The sequence below is a fragment of the Nocardioides sp. Z22_16 genome (assembly GCF_058134365.1).
The window spans coordinates 312,285-329,985 of the sequence record NZ_JBYTTI010000004.1 but is presented as its reverse complement, the minus strand read 5'-3'; the positions used below and the strand labels follow the sequence as shown (position 1 = coordinate 329,985).

Below are 17,701 nucleotides of genomic sequence, written 5' to 3'. Positions count from 1 at the left end.
CCGGCGCCGGGGTGCTGCCTGCGTGTCGCCGCCGGAGCGCGGCGGCCACGGGATAGCGTGTCGTGCGAACACACGTTCGGACGAGAGGGTGGCGATGCGTGTCCTGGGGATCGACCCCGGCCTGACCCGGTGCGGCATCGGCATGGTCGAGGGCGAGGTCGGCCGGCCGCTGAGCCTGGTCGACGTCAACGTGATCCGCACCAGCGCCTCGCTGCCGGTCGCCGAGCGGCTGGTGACGATCGAGAAGGGCATCGACGCCTGGCTCGACGAGTACCGGCCGGACGCCGTGGCCGTGGAGCGGGTCTTCGCCCGGTCCGACTCGAGCACGATCATGGGCACCGCGCAGGCCAGCGGGATCGCCCTGGTCGCGGCGGCGCGGCGCGGCCTCCCGGTCGCCCTGCACACGCCGAGCGAGGTGAAGGCAGCCGTCTCCGGCAGCGGTCGTGCCGACAAGGCGCAGGTGGCCGCGATGGTGACCCGGATCCTGCGGCTCGCCGCGCCCCCGAAGCCCGCCGACGCCGCCGACGCCCTGGCCCTGGCCATCACCCACATCTGGCGCGGTGGCGCCCAGTCCCGGCTCGAGGCCGCCGCGGCCGCCCAGGCGGTCGCCCTCCGTCGTACCACCACCAGGAGACCTGCATGATCGCCTTCGTCCGTGGCCGGGTGGCCGCCCTCACGCTCTCCTCCGCGGTGCTGGAGGTGGGCGGGGTGGGGCTCGAGCTGATGTGCACCCCCGCCACGCTGGCCACGCTGCGCCCGGGGCACGAGGCGACCCTGCCGACCAGCATGGTCGTCCGCGAGGAGTCGCTCACGCTCTTCGGCTTCGCCGACGACGACGAGAAGGCCTGCTTCGAGCTGGTCCAGACGGCCAGCGGCGTGGGACCCAAGCTGGCCCAGGCCATCCTGGCGGTGCTCAGCCCCGACGTGCTGCGTTCCGCGGTGGCCTCCGAGGACGTCAAGACCCTCACCAAGGTCCCCGGGATCGGGCAGAAGGGGGCCCAGCGGATCATCCTGGAGCTGCGGGACCGGCTCGGAGCCCCTTCCGGTGCCGGCCGGGCTCCCGGCGCCCTGCCCGGCGGCGCCCCGTGGCGCGACCAGGTGCAGCAGGGCCTGGTCGGGCTCGGCTGGTCGGCCCGGGAGGCCGAGAAGGCGGTCGAGGCCGTCTCCGGTGACGCGGGCGCCGCACCCGACGTCCCGGCGCTGCTGAGGGCGGCGCTCCAGACCCTGAGCCGGGCCTGAGATGGATCCCGAGGAGCTCCTCTCGCTCAGCGAGGACGCCCACCTCCGCTCGCTGACCGCGGCGGAGGCGGACGGGGACGAGCGGGCCGTGGAGGCCGCACTCCGCCCGCGCGCGCTCGACGAGGTGGTCGGGCAGACCCGGGTCAAGGACCAGCTCGGGCTCGTCCTCGAGGCGGCGCGGCAGCGCGGGCGGGCACCGGACCACGTGCTGCTCTCCGGACCGCCGGGCCTGGGCAAGACCACCCTGGCCATGATCATCGCCGCCGAGATGACGGTGCCCCTGCGACTGACGAGCGGGCCGGCGATCACCCATGCCGGCGACCTCGCGGCCATCCTGAGCGCGGTCAACGAGGGAGACGTCCTCTTCGTCGACGAGATCCACCGGATGTCCCGGCCGGCCGAGGAGATGCTCTACATGGCCATGGAGGACTTCCGGGTCGACGTGATCATCGGCAAGGGTCCGGGCGCCACCGCGATCCCGCTGGAGATCCCGACCTTCACCCTGGTGGGGGCGACCACGCGCGCCGGCCTGCTGCCGGGTCCGCTCCGCGACCGGTTCGGCTTCACCGCCCACCTGGAGTACTACGAGCCCGCCGAGCTGGACCAGATCGTCCACCGCTCGGCGGGCCTGCTGGACGTCCACCTGACCGAAGGTGGATCGGCCGAGATCGCCTCCCGCTCGCGTGGCACGCCGCGGATCGCCAACCGGCTGCTGCGCCGGGTCCGCGACTACGCGCAGGTGCGGGCCGACGGGGTGCTGACCCGCGAGGTGGCGCGGGCGGCCCTGGACCTCTACGAGGTCGACGAGCTCGGGCTGGACCGGCTCGACCGGGCCGTGCTGGACGTGCTCTGCCGCCGCTTCGGCGGTGGCCCGGTCGGGGTCTCCACCCTGGCGGTCGCGGTGGGGGAGGAGCGCGAGACCGTGGAGGAGGTCGCCGAGCCCTTCCTGGTGCGCAACGGCTTCCTCGCGCGGACTCCGCGGGGACGGGTGGCCACCGCGGCCGCGTGGCGGCACCTGGGGCTCCCCGTGCCCGCGGCCGGACCGCTCCCGGCCGACGAGGGTCTCTTCGACGACTAGGGCCGACGTAGACTCGCGGCGCACACCCACCCCCGTCGAGAGGTCTTTTCGTGGAGTTCCTGCCCCTGGTCGCCATCGCCCTGGTGTTCTGGCTGCTGATCGTGCGCCCGGCCAGCCGACGCCAGAAGGAGGTCGCGAAGCTGCAGGCCGCGCTCGCCCCCGGTGACCGGGTCCTGCTGAGCTCGGGCCTCTTCGCCACCGTCCAGGAGACGCACGACGACCGGATCCGGGCCGAGATCGCGCCCGGCGTGGTGGTCGAGGTCGCCCGCGGTGCCGTGGCCGCGATCCAACCCTCGATGGTCGAGGAGAGCGGTCCCGACGACGCCACGGGCGGCCCCACCGCTCCGGGCGCCTGACGTGGAGTCGACCGTCCTCGCCGAGGCACGCGCCGCGATGGCCCGCCTGGTCGTCGACGTGCCCGACTTCCCCACCCCCGGCGTCGTCTTCAAGGACATCACCCCGCTCCTGGCCGACCACACGGCCTTCGAGCTGATCGTGACCGCGCTCGCCGCGGCCGGGCAGGACCCCTCGGGTCACGTGGTCGTCGACAAGGTCGCGGGCATGGAGGCGCGTGGCTTCATCCTCGCCGCCCCCGTCGCCCTGGCCCTGGGCGCCGGCTTCGTCCCGGTGCGCAAGGCCGGCAAGCTGCCGCGCAGCACCCACCAGGAGACCTTCGACCTCGAGTACGGCTCCGCCACCCTCGAGGTGCACCAGGACGCGATCTCGCCCGGCGACCGGGTGCTCCTGGTCGACGACGTGCTGGCCACCGGGGGCACCATGGCGGCGACCAGTCGACTGGTCGAGTCGTGCGGCGGAGAGGTGGTCGGCGTCGCCGTCCTGATGGAGCTCGGCTTCCTCGACGGCCGGGCCGCCTGCGGTGACCTGCCGCTGACCGTCCTGCAGACGGTCTGAGCCGGACCAGCGGACTAGACTGACGGGCGTGAGCGAAGAGACCGGGACGACCCAGGAGCCGGCAAGCACCGAGCTCCCCGTCTCGGCCCGCTCGATGCGCGCCCGACTGGCCCGGATCGGCACCAGGAGCCAGCCGGGGAACCCGGTGCTCGAGCCGCTCTTCCGTGCCGTCAGGGCCAACCACCCCAAGGCCGACCTGGCGCTGCTCGAGCGCGCCTACCTGACGGCCGAGAAGATGCACGGCACCCAGACCCGCAAGAGCGGCGACCCCTACATCACGCATCCGCTGGCGGTCACCACGATCCTGGCCGACATCGGCATGACCGAGCCGACGCTGGTCGCGGCACTGCTCCACGACACGGTCGAGGACACGCCTTACACCCTCGACGAGCTGCGCTCCGACTTCGGTGACGAGGTGGCGGTGCTGGTCGACGGCGTGACCAAGCTCGACAAGGTCAAGTACGGCGACGCCGCCCAGGCCGAGACGATCCGCAAGATGATCGTCGCGATGTCGCGCGACATCCGGGTGCTGGTGATCAAGCTCGCCGACCGGCTGCACAACATGCGGACCCTGCGCTACGTGCCCCAGGCCAGCCAGGAGCGGACCGCCCGCGAGACCCTCGACATCTACGCGCCGCTGGCCCACCGGCTCGGCATGAACACCCTCAAGTGGGAGCTGGAGGACCTCGCCTTCGCGACGCTGCATCCCAAGATCTACGACGAGATCGTCAGGATGGTGGCGGAGCGGGCGCCGTCGCGCGACCAGTTCCTGGCCGAGGTCATCGCCCAGGTCAAGGAAGACCTGAAGAACGCCAGGATCAAGGCGAAGGTCACCGGCCGTCCCAAGCACTACTACTCGATCTACCAGAAGATGATCGTCGGCGGCCGCGAGTTCTCCGACATCTACGACCTGGTCGGCATCCGCATCCTCGTCGAGGAGGACCGCGAGTGCTACTCCGTGCTCGGCGTCCTCCACTCCCGGTGGAACCCGGTCCTGGGGCGGTTCAAGGACTACGTGGCGATGCCCAAGTTCAACATGTACCAGTCGCTGCACACCACCGTGATCGGGCCCGCGGGCAAGCCCGTCGAGGTGCAGATCCGCACGTTCGCGATGCACCGTCGTGCCGAGTACGGCGTCGCGGCGCACTGGAAGTACAAGGAGAACTCGCGCGACGGGGTCGACACCGACAAGCGCGGCGACCTCGACGACATGCAGTGGCTGCGCCAGCTGATGGACTGGCAGAGCGACGTCGAGGATCCGGGGGAGTTCCTGGAGTCCCTGCGCTTCGAGATCAACCGGGCGGAGGTCTACGTCTTCACCCCGCGTGGCGACGTGATCGCCCTGCCCACCGGGTCGACCCCGATCGACTTCGCCTACGCCGTCCACACCGAGGTCGGCCACCACACCATCGGTGCCCGGGTCAACGGCCGGCTGGTCCCGCTGGAGTCGACCCTGGACAACGGCGACGTGGTCGAGGTCTTCACCTCCAAGGCGCCCACGGCCGCTCCGTCGCTGGACTGGCTCAACTTCGTGAAGTCCCAGCGGGCCCGTTCCAAGATCCGCCAGTGGTTCACCAAGGAGCGGCGTGAGGAGGCCACCGAGCGCGGCAAGGAGCAGATCGCCCGGCTGATGCGCAAGGAGGGCCTGCCCCTCAAGCGCCTGCTGTCGCACGAGTCCCTCACCGAGGCGGCGACCCACTACAAGCTGCCCGACGTCTCCGCGCTCTACGCGGCCGTGGGCGAGGGCAACCTGTCGGCCCAGGCCGTGGTACGCCGGGTGATCGAGCTGCACGGTGGCGACGACGGGGCCGCGGAGGACCTCGCCGAGGGTGTCACCATCACCGGTCGCCGGCGCCGTCCCGAGAAGGCCGCGTCCGCCGGGGACAGCGGCGTGGTCGTCCAGGGCAGCGGTGACGTCTGGGTCAAGCTCGCCAAGTGCTGCACGCCGGTGCCGCCCGACCCGATCATCGGCTTCGTGACCAAGGGCGGCGGCGTCTCGGTCCACCGCAAGGACTGCACCAACGCCGAGAGCCTGCAGAGCCAGCCGGAACGGCTCGTCGAGGTCGACTGGGCCCCGACGGCGCACTCCACCTTCCTGGTCAACATCCAGGTCGAGGCGCTGGACCGGGCCAGGCTGCTCTCCGACATCACGATGGCGCTGGCGGACACCCACGTCAACATCCTGAGCGCGACCCTGCAGACGACCCGCGACCGCGTGTCGAAGAGCCGGTTCACCTTCGAGATGGCCGACGCCACGCACCTCGACAGCGTGCTGCGCGCGGTGCGTGGCGTGCCGGGCGTCTTCGACGCCTACCGGGTCACCCAGTAGGCGTCCGGCGGCCGTAGCCTCAGCCGGAGAACTCCTCCGCCGCGCGCCGCGCCGCCTCCAGGAACGCGCGCCGCGAGGCGAGGTTCTCCTCCAGGTCGCGCACCTGCTTGTCGTTGCCGGCCGTCCGGGCCTTCTCCAGCTTGGCCTCGAGGTCGTCGATGGCGGTCTGCAGCTTGCCGATCATGTCGTCGGCCCGCGCCGACTTCTCGGGGTCGGACTTGCGCCACTGGTCGTCCTCGACGCCGCGGATCGCCTGCTCCACCTTGCGCATCCGGCCCTCGAGGTCCTTGATCCGCTCACGGGGAACCTTGCCGGCCTCGTCCCAGCGCTCGGCGAGGGCGCGGAAGGCGGCCTTGGCGGCGTCCAGGTCGGTGACGGGCAGCAGTGCCTCGGCCTCCACCAGGAGCGCCTCCTTCACCTCGGCGTTCTTGGTGAACTCCGCGTCGGTCGCGGCGTTGGCGGCGTCGCGGTTGCCGAAGAAGGTGTCCTGAGCACCCCGGAAGCGCTTCCAGAGCTTGTCGTCGACCTCGCGGGGCGCCGGGCCGGCGGCCTTCCAGTCGCGCATCAGGTCGCGGAACCGTCCGGAGGTCGGTCCCCAGTCGGTGGAGTCGGCGAGGGCCTCGGCGTCCTTGACCAGCCGCTCCTTGATGACGCGGGCCGCGTCGCGCTTCTCGTGCTGCTCGGCGAAGTGGCTCTTGCGGTGGCGGGTGTAGGTGGTGCGGGCCGACGAGAAGCGGCGCCACAACGCGTCGTCGGTGGCCTTGTCGAGGCGGGGGAGGGCCTTCCACTCCTCGAGGAGGTCGCGGAGCCGGTTGGCGCCGTTGCGCCAGTCGCTGCTGTCGGCGAGCTTCTCGGCCTCGGCGACGATCTGCTCCTTGCGGGCCTTGGACTCCGCGGTCCGCTGGGCCTTCTCGGCCTTGCGGGCCTCGCGCTGGGCGGCGATCACCGGGCCCAGGGCGTCCAGCTTGCCCGCCAGCGAGTCGAGGTCGCCCACCGCGTTGGCCTCGGTCACCTGGGCGCGCACCGTCTTGACCGCGGCGGTCGCCTCCTCGGGCGAGACCTTGCCCGCGGCGATCCGCTGCGCCAGCAGCCCCACCTCGAACTCGAGGGCGGCGAAGCGCTCGGTGAAGAACGCCAACGCCTCCTCGGGGGTGCCGGCGGGGTAGGACCCCACCGCCCGTTCACCCGTGGCGGTCTTGACGTAGACGGTGCCGTCCTCGGCCACCCGGCCCCACTCGGACTGCTTGCTCGCGCTCATGGTCGCCCATGCTAGTCAATGCCGGGCTGGGCCTCGGTAGGCTGCTGACCGACAACCGCTCCTGAGTCGATCGAAGGTCCATCACCGTGTTCATCGCCGGCTTCCCCGCAGGCCCCTGGGGAACCAACTGCTATGTCGTCTCCACCGGTCCCGGCAACGAGTGCGTGGTGGTCGATCCTGGCAAGGACGCGGCCGCCGGCGTCGACCAGGTCGTCCGCGAGAACCGCCTCAAGCCGGTGGCCGTGCTGGTCACCCACGGGCACGTCGACCACATGTGGTGCGTGGCCCCGGTGGCCGGCACCTACGACGCCACCGCCTGGATCCACCCCCGCGACCGTCACCTGCTCGCCGACCCGATGGCCGGCATGTCGCGGGAGACGACCCAGATGCTCCTCGGCGGGAAGTACGAGTGGGCCGAGCCCGACGACGTCCGCGAGCTCAGCGACCAGCAGAGCCTCGAGATCGCCGGCCTGACCTTCCTCGTCGACCACACGCCCGGCCACACCGAGGGGTCGGTGACCTTCCGGACGCCGTACGGCGAGGCCGCCGGCCAGCCGGAGGTCTCCGAGGTGATGTTCTCCGGAGACCTGCTCTTCGCGGGCTCCATCGGCCGCACCGACCTGCCCGGGGGCGACCACCCGACGATGCTGCGCAGCCTGACCCAGAAGGTGCTGCCGCTGGCCGACGACATCGTGGTGCTCCCGGGCCACGGCGAGCAGACCTCGATCGGGCGCGAGCGCGCGACCAACCCCTACCTGCGCGAGCTGCTCGACCAGGGCACCTCCTCGCCCGTCACGCGGGGGCTCTGAGATGGCGCGGATCACCCCGCTCAGCGGCTTCCCCGAGCTGCTCCCGGCCCAGCGGGTCGTGGAGCGCGACGTCATCGCCTCGCTCTCCTCGACCTTCGAGCTGCACGGCTTCGCCAACATCGAGACCCGCGTCGTCGAGCCGCTGGACAGGCTCGCCAAGGGCGGCGAGATCGACAAGGAGATCTACGTGCTGCGGCGGCTCCAGGCCGACGACGCCGCGGACGACACCGGTCTCGGCATGCACTTCGACCTCACCGTGCCGTTCGCCCGCTACGTCCTGGAGCACGCGGGCCACCTGGAGTTCCCGTTCCGCCGGTTCCAGATCCAGCCGGCGTGGCGCGGCGAGCGCCCGCAGGAGGGCCGGTACCGCCAGTTCACCCAGGCCGACGTCGACATCGTCGGCAAGGACACGCTCCCGTTCCACCACGACGTCGAGGTCATGTCCGTCATGGTCGACGCGCTGGACCGGCTTCCCGTGCCGCCCGTCTCGTTCCAGTTCAACAACCGGAAGCTGATCCAGGGCTTCTACCGGGGCCTCGGCCTCGACGACGTCACCGCCGCCATCAAGGTGATCGACAAGCTCGACAAGCTCCCCGCCGAGGAGGTGGCGCGCCTGCTGGTCGAGCAGGCGGGTGCCACCCCCGAGCAGGCCGCACGCTGCCTGGAGCTCGCCACGATCCGGGTCGCCGACACCTCGTTCGTGGAGCGGGTGCGCGCCCTCGGGGTGAGCGACGAGCTGCTGGACGAGGGGCTGGCCGAGCTCGCCGCGGTGGTCGAGGGGTGTGCGCTCGTCGACGCCCCGTCGGTCACGGTCGAGGCGAACCTCCGCATCGCCCGCGGCCTCGACTACTACACCGGCACCGTGGTCGAGATCTTCATGACCGGCTACGAGCGCCTGAAGTCGGTCGGCGGCGGCGGGCGCTACGACGCCCTCGCCACCGACGGCAAGACGACGTACCCAGGCGTCGGCGTCTCCTTCGGCGTCTCCCGCAGCCTCCTGCCGTTGATCGCGGACGGGGTGCTGGCCGGCTCCCGTCCGGTGCCGAGCGCCGTCCTGGTGGCCGTGAGCGACGAGGACTCCCGCAGCCGGTCCACCCAGGTGGCGGCCGCGCTGCGGCGCAGCGGCGTCCCCTGCGAGGTCGCGCCGGCGGCCCAGAAGTTCGGCAAGCAGATCCGCTTCGCGGAACGGCGCGGCATCCCCTGGGTCTGGTTCCCGGGCGAGGACGGCGACCACACTGTCAAGGACATCCGCACCGGGGAGCAGGTGGCCGCGGACCCGGCCGCCTGGACCCCGCCCGTCGAGGACCTGCGACCGCGGGTCCTGACCCCCACCACCGAGGAGACCACCCCGTGATCCGCACCCATGACGCCGGCAGCCTGCGACCCGAGCACGTCGGCGAGACCGTGACCCTCGCCGGCTGGGTGGCGCGGCGCCGCGACCACGGAGGCGTCGCCTTCCTGGACCTGCGCGACGCCAGCGGAGTGGTCCAGGTCGTGGTGCGCGACGAGGCCGTGGCCCACAGCCTGCGCAACGAGTACTGCCTCAAGGTCACCGGCGAGGTCGGCACCCGGCCCGAGGGCAACGCCAACGCCTCCATCCCCACCGGCGAGATCGAGGTCGTGGCGCTGCCCGGCACCGAGGGCGTCGAGGTGCTCTCAGCCGCGGCCCCGCTGCCCTTCCCGATCGATGACGCGGGCTCGCACAAGGGCGGCGACGTGGGCGAGGAGGTGCGCCTCAAGCACCGCTACCTCGACCTGCGCCGCTCCGGGCCGGCCGCCGCCATCCGGCTGCGCAGCCGGATCAACCGCGCCGCCCGTGCGGTCCTCGAGGGGCACGACTTCGTCGAGGTGGAGACCCCCACGCTGACCCGCTCCACGCCGGAGGGCGCGCGCGACTTCCTGGTGCCCGCCCGGCTCTCGCCCGGCAGCTGGTACGCCCTGCCGCAGAGCCCGCAGCTCTTCAAGCAGCTGCTGATGGTGGGCGGGATCGAGCGGTACTACCAGATCGCCCGGTGCTACCGCGACGAGGACTTCCGCGCCGACCGGCAGCCCGAGTTCACCCAGCTCGACATCGAGATGAGCTTCGTGGACCAGGAGGACGTCATCCGCCTGATGGAGGACGTGCTCGAGGCGATGTGGGCGGAGGCCGGCCACACGATCAGCCGGCCGATCCCGCGGATGACCTACGAGGAGGCGATGCGCCGCTTCGGCTCCGACAAGCCCGACCTGCGGATGGGCCAGGAGCTGGTGGAGTGCACCGACTTCTTCGCCGACACCACCTTCCGGGTCTTCCAGGCGCCGTACGTCGGCGCCGTGGTGATGCCCGGTGGGGCGTCGCAGCCGCGCAAGAAGCTGGACGCCTGGCAGGAGTGGGCCAAGCAGCGGGGCGCCAAGGGGTTGGCCTACGTGCTGGTCCAGGAGGACGGCTCGCTGACCGGTCCGGTGGCCAAGAACCTGTCGGAGACCGAGGCGGCCGGGCTGGCCGCGCACGTGGGCGCCTCGCCCGGCGACTGCATCTTCTTCGCCGCCGGGGCCCCCAAGCCGAGCCGGGCGCTGCTCGGCGCCGCACGGCTGGAGATCGGCCGTCGCGGCGCCCTGATCGACGAGTCGCGCTTCGCCTTCACCTGGGTGGTCGACGCGCCGCTCTTCGAGCCGGCCTCCGACGCCGTGGCCAGCGGTGACGTGGCGGTCGGCACCGGCGCCTGGACCGCGGTCCACCACGCGTTCACCAGCCCGAAGCCGGAGTACCTCGACACCTTCGACACCGACCCCGGTGCGGCGCTGGCCTACGCCTACGACATCGTCTGCAACGGCAGCGAGCTGGGCGGCGGCTCCATCCGTATCCACCGCGAGGACGTGCAGAAGCGGGTCTTCGCGGTGATGGGGATCGGCGAGGAGGAGGCCCAGGAGAAGTTCGGCTTCCTGCTCGACGCGTTCAAGTACGGCGCGCCGCCGCACGGCGGCATCGCGGTGGGGATGGACCGGATCGCGGCGATGCTCGCCGGGAGCGACTCGATCCGCGACGTCATCGCCTTCCCGAAGTCGGGTGGCGGCTACGACCCGCTGACCGCGGCTCCCGCGCCCATCACGCCGCAGCAGCGCGCCGAGGCCGGTGTGGACGCGACGCCCGAGGAGGAGAGTGCTCCGGAGACCCCGGGGGAGTGATGTCGTGGGCCCCCTCGGCGAGACCCGATCGTTATCGCCGGGTGATCCCAGGTGACCCAGTGGTCGCCTAGAGTCCCAACCGCGCCGTCGTGCCAGGCGCCTTCTCCTCGGCACGCACTCGTGTGGAAAGGCTCGACAGCATGAAGCGGACCAGGTCGCTCGGATGGGTCGCCTGTGCCGCCGTGCTGCTGCTCGCCCCGGCCTGCTCCGGTGACGCCACCGACGGTCCCGAGGGGGCCGGGGGCGACGCCGGGACCGCCGCGGTCACCCGGGACGCCGACCGCCAGGGCCCGGCGCCGGACGTCGACGGGGCGACCCCGGGCGGCACCATCACCGTCCACGTCCCCGGCGAGCCCGGGCCCACCACCCTGGACGCCACCGCCGGCTGGCAGGGCAGCGGCCGCGCCATCCAGCAGGCGCTGACCCACCGGTCGCTGACCCAGTACGCGCGCGGCGAGGACGGTCGCCCGATCCTGGTGCCGGACCTTGCGGTCGACCTCGGACAGCCCAACGACGACTTCACGCAGTGGCGCTTCACCATCCGCGACGACGCGACCTGGGAGGACGGCAAGCTCATCACCCCCCAGGAGGTCGCCTTCGGCATCAAGCGCTCCCTGGACACCAAGGCGTTCCCGCTGGGGCCCGGTGCGGAGTACTCGGTGAAGTACTTCGAGGGGGCGGAGAAGTACGCCGGCCCGTACGCCGACGCCGACACCGGCAAGGGCAAGGGCAAGGGCAAGGGCAAGGACGGCAAGGGCGAGGCGTTCCCCGCGGTCTCGGTCGAGGGCTCCGACGTGGTGATCCGGATGTCGGAGCCGTTCCCGGAGATGGACCACTGGGGCGCCTTCATGGCCATGGGTCCCGCCCCCGAGGGGAACGCGTCCAAGCCGCCCGCCTACGGGCAGGACCCCCTCTCCAACGGCCCCTACAAGGTGGAGAGCTTCAAGCCCGGCAAGGAGCTGGTGCTGATCCGCAACGAGCAGTGGAACCCCGCCAGCGACCCGGCACGCCACCAGTACGTCGACAAGTGGGTCTTCCGCTTCGACCAGGACCAGGCGCAGGTGGACCAGGTCATGCTCGCGGGCAGCCCCGAGTCCCAGACGGCGATCTCCCTGGCACTGGGCCAGGAGCACTACGAGCAGGCGGTGACGGAGCTCGGCGGCCGGCTGGTCCAGCAGCCGTCGCCCTGCGTCACCACGCTGGCCCCGGACTACACGAAGGTCACCGAGCCCGAGGTGCGCCGGGCGCTGGCCTACGCCTACCCCTACGAGGACGCCTGGCTGGCCTCCGGGGAGGTCCCCGGCGCGACGCGGGTGCACGCCGCCTCGCTCCTCCCGCAGTGGACCGCCGGACGGCGCGACCACGTGCCCGAGGGAGGTCCCATCCGGACCGACCCGGAGCGCGCCAAGGAGCTGCTGGCCGAGGCGGGCTACCAGCCCGGCGAGTACGAGATCACGATGATCTACTACGACGTCGACCCGCTGGCCAGGGAGGTGCAGGGCGAGGTCACCCGCGGGCTGAAGGAGGCCGGGTTCAAGGTGCGGGCGATCCCCGTGCGGCAGTCGCCGTACAACGTGTGGTCGGACCCCAAGGACGACACCAACAAGCAGCTCAACCTGCGCGGCGTGACCCTCTGCGCCGACTGGCCCACCGGATCCGCGCTGCTGCGGCCCCTGCTGGCCTCCGACTCGGTCTACAACACCGCACGCTTCGCCGAGGAGTCCGTCGACCGCGAGATGGACCGGATCGCCACGCTCCCGCACGACGAGCAGGACGCCGCGTGGGGCGAGCTGGACGCGCGGGTGATGACCGAGTTCCTCCCCCTCATCCCGGTCGACCACCGCAACGAGCTCTTCGCGTTCGGGGAGAAGATCGGCAACCCGTCGGGGGACGCCTCGATCGGCTCCCCGAACTACAAGGACCTCTTCGTCGCCAGGTGAGGAGCCGGTCTGCCGGACCGGCCGCCTAGGCTGGGGGCGTGGCTGCCCCGTCGTCCGAGCCCGGACTCTTCGACGCCCCCGACCCGGGAGCCGGGTCGCTGGGGGCGAACACGCACGCCTCGGCGCCGCTGGCCGTGCGGATGCGGCCGCGGACGCTCGACGAGCTGGTGGGGCAGGACCAGCTCCGGGCGCCCGGCTCGCCGCTGCGGCGTCTCGTCGAGGGCGACCAGTCGATGTCGCTGCTCCTGTGGGGCCCGCCCGGGACCGGCAAGACCACGATCGCCGGCATCGTGAGCCTGCAGACCGACCGGCGCTTCGTCGAGGTCTCCGCGGTGGCCGCGGGGGTCAAGGAGGTCCGTGCGGCCATCGACGCGGCCCGCGCCGAGCTCTCCCGGGGCGGACGGGAGACGGTGCTCTTCGTGGACGAGGTGCACCGGTTCACCAAGGCCCAGCAGGACGCCCTCCTGCCGGGGGTGGAGAACCGCTGGGTCACCCTGGTCGCGGCCACCACCGAGAACCCGTTCTTCTCCGTCATCTCCCCGCTGCTGTCGCGCAGCCTGCTGCTGAGGCTGGAGTCGCTCAGCGACGAGGGCGTGGGCCAGGTGGTCGACCAGGCGCTCGAGGACGAGCGCGGCCTCGCCGGAGAGTTCGAGCTCGCCGACGACGCCCGCGACCACCTGGTGCGACTGGCCGGAGGCGACGCACGGCGCGCCCTGACCTACCTCGAGGCAGCGGCGGGCGCCGCCGCGTCGGTGGGCGGGTCGGGCGCCCGGCTGATCGACCTGGAGCTGGCCGAGACCGCGGTCGACCGCGCGGCCGTGCGCTACGACCGGCAGGGCGACCAGCACTACGACGTCACCTCCGCGTTCATCAAGTCGGTCCGCGGCTCCGACGTGGACGCCGCGCTGCACTACCTCGCGCGGATGGTCGAGGCGGGGGAGGACCCGCGCTTCATCGCCCGGCGCCTGGTGATCCTCGCCAGCGAGGACATCGGCCTCGCCGACCCCACGGCCCTGACCACGGCGGTGGCCGCGGCCCAGGCGGTGCAGCTGATCGGGATGCCCGAGGCGCGGCTCAACCTCGCCCAGGCCACCATCGCGCTCACCGTCGCGCCCAAGTCCAACGCGGTGATCAAGGCGATCGACGCCGCGAGCGCCGACGTGCGCGCGGGCAGGATCGGCTCGGTGCCGCCGCACCTGCGCGACGCCCACTACGGCGGTGCCAAGACGCTCGGGCACGGCGGGGGGTACACCTACCCGCACGACGAGCCGTACGGCGTCGCACGGCAGCAGTACGCCCCGGACGTGGTCCTCGAGTCGAGGTACTACCAGCCCACCAGCCTCGGGGCCGAGTCGGCGGTCAAGGAGCGCTGGCAGCGGATCCGCAGCCTCGTCCGCGGAGACCGGGGCGGCAGGTAGGGTTCCCCTCTGTGAACGAGCCCACGACCCTCGCGCTGATCGGTGCCGCCGCGCTGGTGGTGCTCGTGGTCGCGCTCGCGGTCTCCCTGCGCCGGACCAGGCGGCAGACCGCCGGTGCCCTGGCCCGTGCCGCGGACCAGCAGGCCCTCCTGCTGGCCCGCCTCGAGGAGCTGGAGCGGGCCGGTGCCGCTGCGGCGCGACGTCCGGGCACGGCCGAGTTCGTCATCACCGACGTGGGCGTGGAGCCCCCGACCAGCACCTCGCCCGCGGCCGGCCGGATCGAGGGCCGGCTCTTCGCCGACCTGGTGGTGCGCGAGTCCGTGGTCAAGGCCGCCTCCTGGGCGCACGGCGTACGCCGCGTGCTCTCCCCGGAGGTGCGCGACCGGCTCCGTGCCGAGATGCGCCGGGAGACGAGACGGGCGGCACGCCAGCGTCGCGCCGACGTGAAGGAGGCCCTGCGGCAGTACTACGCACGCGAGCGAGGTGACGCGGCATGAGTCGCAGCCTCTGGTTCGTCGCGGGCGCGGGAGCCGGCGTCTACGCCGTGAACAAGGCGCGCAGAGCCCTCGACAGCGTCAGCGCCGAGGGGCTCAGGAACCGGTGGCTCGGACTGACCCACGCCGCCCGGGTCGCAGGCGAGGAGCTCCACTCGGCCCGGACCGAGCGTGAGACGGAGCTCCGGCAGCGTCTCGGCCTGGCACCGCCGGTGGCACCGCAGCTCGCCACGGCCGCCCCGCCACCGCCGGTGCTGGCCACCGGGGGCGCCACCCAGCAGAACCCTGCACCGACCGAGCAGCAGCTCGCACCGACCAACGACACGAGAGACGCCACCTGATGGAGACCGCCGAGATCCGCCGCCGATTCCTGGCGCACTTCGAGGGCGACGCGACCGTCGGGCCCCACACCGTGGTGCCGTCGGCCTCGCTGCTGCTCGACGACCCCAACCTGCTCTTCGTCAATGCCGGGATGGTCCCCTTCAAGCCCTACTTCCTGGGGCAGGAGACCCCGCCCTACCAGCGGGCGACCAGCGTGCAGAAGTGCGTGCGGACCCCCGACATCGAGGACGTCGGCAAGACCACCCGGCACGGCACCTTCTTCGAGATGTGCGGGAACTTCTCCTTCGGCGACTACTTCAAGGAAGGGGCCATCCGCCTCGCCTGGGACCTGATCACCAAGCCGGTCGCCGACGGTGGCTTCGGGCTGGAGGAGTCCCGGCTCTACCCGTCGGTGCTGGCCGGAGACGACGAGGCCGTGGCCCTGTGGTCCAAGGTCACCGGTCTCCCCGAGCACCGGATCATCAAGCTCGGCCCGCGGGAGAACTACTGGTCCATGGGGGTCCCCGGGCCCGGCGGGCCGTGCTCGGAGATCCTCTACGACCGGGGACCCGAGTTCGGCCCCGACTTCGACTCGGCCACCCTGGGCCCGGACATGCCGGTGGCGCTCGAGGACCGCCTCCTCGAGATCTGGAACCTGGTCTTCATGCAGGACGAGCTCTCGGCGGTCCGCTCCAAGAGCGACTTCGACATCGCGGGCTCGCTCCCGATGAAGAACATCGACACCGGGATGGGTCTGGAGCGCGTGGCCTTCCTGCTCCAGGGCAAGCAGAACATGTACGAGATCGACGTCATGTTCCCGGTGATCGAGAAGGCCATGGAGCTGACCGGCCGCCGCTACGGCGCCGACCCCGGCGACGACGTCCGGTTCCGGGTCGTCGCCGACCACGTCCGTTCCTCGATGATGCTCATCAGCGACGGGGTCACCCCGGGCAACGAGGGCCGTGGCTACGTCCTGCGCCGGCTGCTGCGCCGCGCGGTGCGGTCGATGCGGCTGCTGGGGTACGAGGACCGCGCGCTCCCGGAGCTGCTGCCGGTCTCCCGTGACCGGATGGCGGAGACCTACCGCGAGCTGCACGACGACTGGGAGCGGATCTCCCGGGTGGCGTACACCGAGGAGGACGCGTTCCGCAAGACCCTCCGGTCGGGGACGCAGATCTTCGACCAGGCGGCGACCGAGGTGAAGTCCGCCGGTGGCCGGACCCTCTCGGGCGACCAGGCCTTCTCCCTGCACGACACCTACGGCTTCCCCATCGACCTGACCCTCGAGATGGCCTCCGAGCAGGGGCTCCAGGTCGACGAGGAGGGTTTCCGCAACCTGATGGCCGAGCAGCGGGCCAGGGCCAAGGCCGACGCCCGGGCCAAGCGGGGTCAGCACGCCGACACCGCCGCCTACCGGGCGGTCCTGGACGCGCACGGCCCGACCGAGTGGCTGGCCTACGAGACCCTCGAGACCGAGTCGCGTCCGCTGGCCCTGCTCCGTGAGGGCAGGCCGGTCAACGCGCTCACCACCGGAGAGGTCGGGGAGCTGGTGCTCGACCGCACCCCCTTCTACGCCGAGTCCGGCGGCCAGGCCGCCGACGCGGGCCGCATCGAGCTCGACGGCGGCGTGCTCGAGGTCGTCGACGTGCAGCGCCCCGTCCGGGGTCTCGTCGTGCACCAGGTCAGGGTCTTGGAGGGCGAGCTGCCCGCGGACGCCTCGCTGCTGCACGCCAAGGTGGACCCGGAGTGGCGCACGGGTGCCCGGCAGGCCCACTCCGGCACCCACGTGGTGCACGCGGCCCTGCGCGAGGTGCTCGGCCCCTCGGCGCTGCAGTCGGGCTCCTACAACCGTCCCGGCTACCTGCGTCTGGACTTCGGGTGGACCGCCGGGCTCTCGCGCGAGCAGGTCCGCGACATCGAGACGGTCTCCAACCAGGCGCTCCGCGCCGACCTGCCGGTGGCGTGGCAGTACATGACGCTGGCCGAGGCCAAGGAGTGGGGCGCGATCGCCCTCTTCGGGGAGACCTACGACGACCAGCAGGTGCGGGTGGTGGAGATCGGCGGTCCCTGGTCGCGCGAGCTCTGCGGAGGCACGCACGTCGAGCACAGCTCGCAGATCGGCACGGTGGTGATCACCGGGGAGTCGTCGGTCGGCTCGGGGAACCGGCGGATCGAGGCGTTCACGGGTGTGGAGGGCTTCGCCTACCTCGCTCGGGAGCGGGACGTGGTCGGCGAGCTGACGACCCTGCTCAAGGCACAGCCGGACGACGTGGTGGGCCGGGTGCGCGACCTGGTCGAGCGGGTCCGGTCGACCGAGAAGGAGCTGGAGCGGGCACGCCTGAGCCAGCTGCTCGCCGGTGGGGCCGCGCTCGCGGAGGCAGCCCAGGACGTCGCCGGGGTGGCCGTGGTCGCCGGGCGCCTCGACGGCGCGGCCGGCGGCGACGTCCGCACCCTCGCGGTCGACGTGCGTGCCCGCCTGGCCGGGGACCGGCCGGGTGTGGTGGTACTGGTCGGCGCGGCGGACGGCAAGGTCTCCGTGGTCGCCGCCACCAACGAGGCCGCTCGCGAGCGTGGCCTCTCCGCCCACGAGCTGGTGCGGGCGCTCGGCCCGCACGTCGGCGGCCGGGGCGGCGGCAAGGCCGACCTGGCGCAGGGCGGTGGGACCGAGGTGTCGGGAGTCGACGCGGCGGTGGCGGCTGTCCCGGCCGAGGTGGCGCGAGCCGTCAGCGGGAGCTGAC

At 72.4% G+C, this 17,701-nt stretch carries 15 protein-coding genes; 14 read left to right on the top strand and 1 reads right to left on the bottom strand.

Annotation, left to right across the window (positions count from 1 at the left end):
- Positions 1-103 precede the first annotated feature (103 nt).
- The 6 genes from ruvC (at position 104) to AC3X7R_RS13705 (ending at position 5,558) form a co-directional block, all read left to right on the top strand.
- The gene (gene ruvC / locus AC3X7R_RS13730; RefSeq protein WP_489966497.1) at positions 104-643 is read left to right on the top strand and encodes a crossover junction endodeoxyribonuclease RuvC; all 540 of its coding nucleotides are present in this window, start codon (positions 104-106) and stop codon (positions 641-643) included.
- Complete coding sequence (ruvA, locus tag AC3X7R_RS13725) at positions 640-1,239, top strand: Holliday junction branch migration protein RuvA (RefSeq protein ID WP_489966227.1); 600 nt, start codon at positions 640-642, stop codon at positions 1,237-1,239. Before ruvC ends, ruvA begins: the two co-directional genes overlap by 4 nt.
- Position 1,240: 1 nt before the next feature.
- Positions 1,241-2,317 (top strand): Holliday junction branch migration DNA helicase RuvB, encoded by a 1,077-nt coding sequence (gene ruvB, locus AC3X7R_RS13720; protein ID WP_489966226.1) that lies wholly within the window; start codon positions 1,241-1,243, stop codon positions 2,315-2,317.
- Positions 2,318-2,367: 50 nt separating this feature from the next.
- Positions 2,368-2,673, top strand: a complete 306-nt coding sequence (gene yajC, locus AC3X7R_RS13715) for a preprotein translocase subunit YajC (protein WP_489966225.1) — start codon at positions 2,368-2,370, stop codon at positions 2,671-2,673.
- Positions 2,674-2,710: 37 nt separating this feature from the next.
- Positions 2,711-3,229: an adenine phosphoribosyltransferase gene (locus tag AC3X7R_RS13710; RefSeq protein ID WP_489966496.1), complete on the top strand. Its 519-nt coding sequence runs from the start codon at positions 2,711-2,713 to the stop codon at positions 3,227-3,229.
- 94 nt (positions 3,230-3,323) lie between these two features.
- Complete coding sequence (locus AC3X7R_RS13705) at positions 3,324-5,558, top strand: RelA/SpoT family protein (protein ID WP_489966495.1); 2,235 nt, start codon at positions 3,324-3,326, stop codon at positions 5,556-5,558.
- Between the two features lie 19 nt (positions 5,559-5,577).
- Here AC3X7R_RS13705 and AC3X7R_RS13700 read toward each other — a convergent pair whose 3' ends face one another.
- Entirely contained in the window at positions 5,578-6,816 is a 1,239-nt protein-coding gene (locus AC3X7R_RS13700) for a DUF349 domain-containing protein (RefSeq protein WP_489966224.1), read from the bottom strand.
- 86 nt (positions 6,817-6,902) lie between these two features.
- On the opposite strand from AC3X7R_RS13700, the gene AC3X7R_RS13695 reads away from it, so the two are divergent.
- The 8 genes from AC3X7R_RS13695 to alaS all read left to right on the top strand — a co-directional run bounded on the left by AC3X7R_RS13695 (position 6,903) and on the right by alaS (position 17,700).
- Positions 6,903-7,625, top strand: coding sequence for an MBL fold metallo-hydrolase (locus tag AC3X7R_RS13695; protein ID WP_489966223.1), 723 nt, complete (start codon positions 6,903-6,905; stop codon positions 7,623-7,625).
- A 1-nt stretch (position 7,626) separates the two neighbouring features.
- Complete coding sequence (gene hisS / locus AC3X7R_RS13690) at positions 7,627-8,979, top strand: histidine--tRNA ligase (protein ID WP_489966222.1); 1,353 nt, start codon at positions 7,627-7,629, stop codon at positions 8,977-8,979.
- On the top strand, positions 8,976-10,790 hold the full coding sequence (gene aspS / locus AC3X7R_RS13685) for an aspartate--tRNA ligase (RefSeq protein WP_489966221.1): 1,815 nt from the start codon (positions 8,976-8,978) through the stop codon (positions 10,788-10,790). The genes hisS and aspS overlap by 4 nt, the downstream gene beginning before the upstream one ends.
- Positions 10,791-10,930: 140 nt before the next feature.
- On the top strand, positions 10,931-12,730 hold the full coding sequence (locus tag AC3X7R_RS13680; RefSeq protein ID WP_489966220.1) for an ABC transporter substrate-binding protein: 1,800 nt from the start codon (positions 10,931-10,933) through the stop codon (positions 12,728-12,730).
- 38 nt (positions 12,731-12,768) lie between these two features.
- On the top strand, positions 12,769-14,148 hold the full coding sequence (locus AC3X7R_RS13675; protein WP_489966219.1) for a replication-associated recombination protein A: 1,380 nt from the start codon (positions 12,769-12,771) through the stop codon (positions 14,146-14,148).
- 11 nt (positions 14,149-14,159) lie between these two features.
- Positions 14,160-14,645, top strand: coding sequence for a hypothetical protein (locus AC3X7R_RS13670; RefSeq protein ID WP_489966218.1), 486 nt, complete (start codon positions 14,160-14,162; stop codon positions 14,643-14,645).
- Entirely contained in the window at positions 14,642-14,983 is a 342-nt protein-coding gene (locus tag AC3X7R_RS13665) for a DUF6167 family protein (protein WP_489966217.1), read from the top strand. Before AC3X7R_RS13670 ends, AC3X7R_RS13665 begins: the two co-directional genes overlap by 4 nt.
- Positions 14,983-17,700: an alanine--tRNA ligase gene (alaS, locus tag AC3X7R_RS13660; protein ID WP_489966216.1), complete on the top strand. Its 2,718-nt coding sequence runs from the start codon at positions 14,983-14,985 to the stop codon at positions 17,698-17,700. Before AC3X7R_RS13665 ends, alaS begins: the two co-directional genes overlap by 1 nt.
- Position 17,701 lies beyond the last annotated feature (1 nt).

Bases quoted from the DNA above. Each gene is read 5' to 3' on its own strand.
- ruvA (WP_489966227.1), top strand. From the start codon at position 640: ATGATCGCCTTCGTCCGTGGCCGGGTGGCCGCCCTCACGCTCTCCTCC.
- ruvB (WP_489966226.1), top strand. From the start codon at position 1,241: ATGGATCCCGAGGAGCTCCTCTCGCTCAGCGAGGACGCCCACCTCCGC.
- AC3X7R_RS13710 (WP_489966496.1), top strand. From the start codon at position 2,711: ATGGCCCGCCTGGTCGTCGACGTGCCCGACTTCCCCACCCCCGGCGTC.
- AC3X7R_RS13705 (WP_489966495.1), top strand. From the start codon at position 3,324: ATGCGCGCCCGACTGGCCCGGATCGGCACCAGGAGCCAGCCGGGGAAC.
- AC3X7R_RS13700 (WP_489966224.1), bottom strand. From the start codon at position 6,816: ATGAGCGCGAGCAAGCAGTCCGAGTGGGGCCGGGTGGCCGAGGACGGC.
- hisS (WP_489966222.1), top strand. From the start codon at position 7,627: ATGGCGCGGATCACCCCGCTCAGCGGCTTCCCCGAGCTGCTCCCGGCC.
- AC3X7R_RS13680 (WP_489966220.1), top strand. From the start codon at position 10,931: ATGAAGCGGACCAGGTCGCTCGGATGGGTCGCCTGTGCCGCCGTGCTG.
- AC3X7R_RS13665 (WP_489966217.1), top strand. From the start codon at position 14,642: ATGAGTCGCAGCCTCTGGTTCGTCGCGGGCGCGGGAGCCGGCGTCTAC.
- alaS (WP_489966216.1), top strand. From the start codon at position 14,983: ATGGAGACCGCCGAGATCCGCCGCCGATTCCTGGCGCACTTCGAGGGC.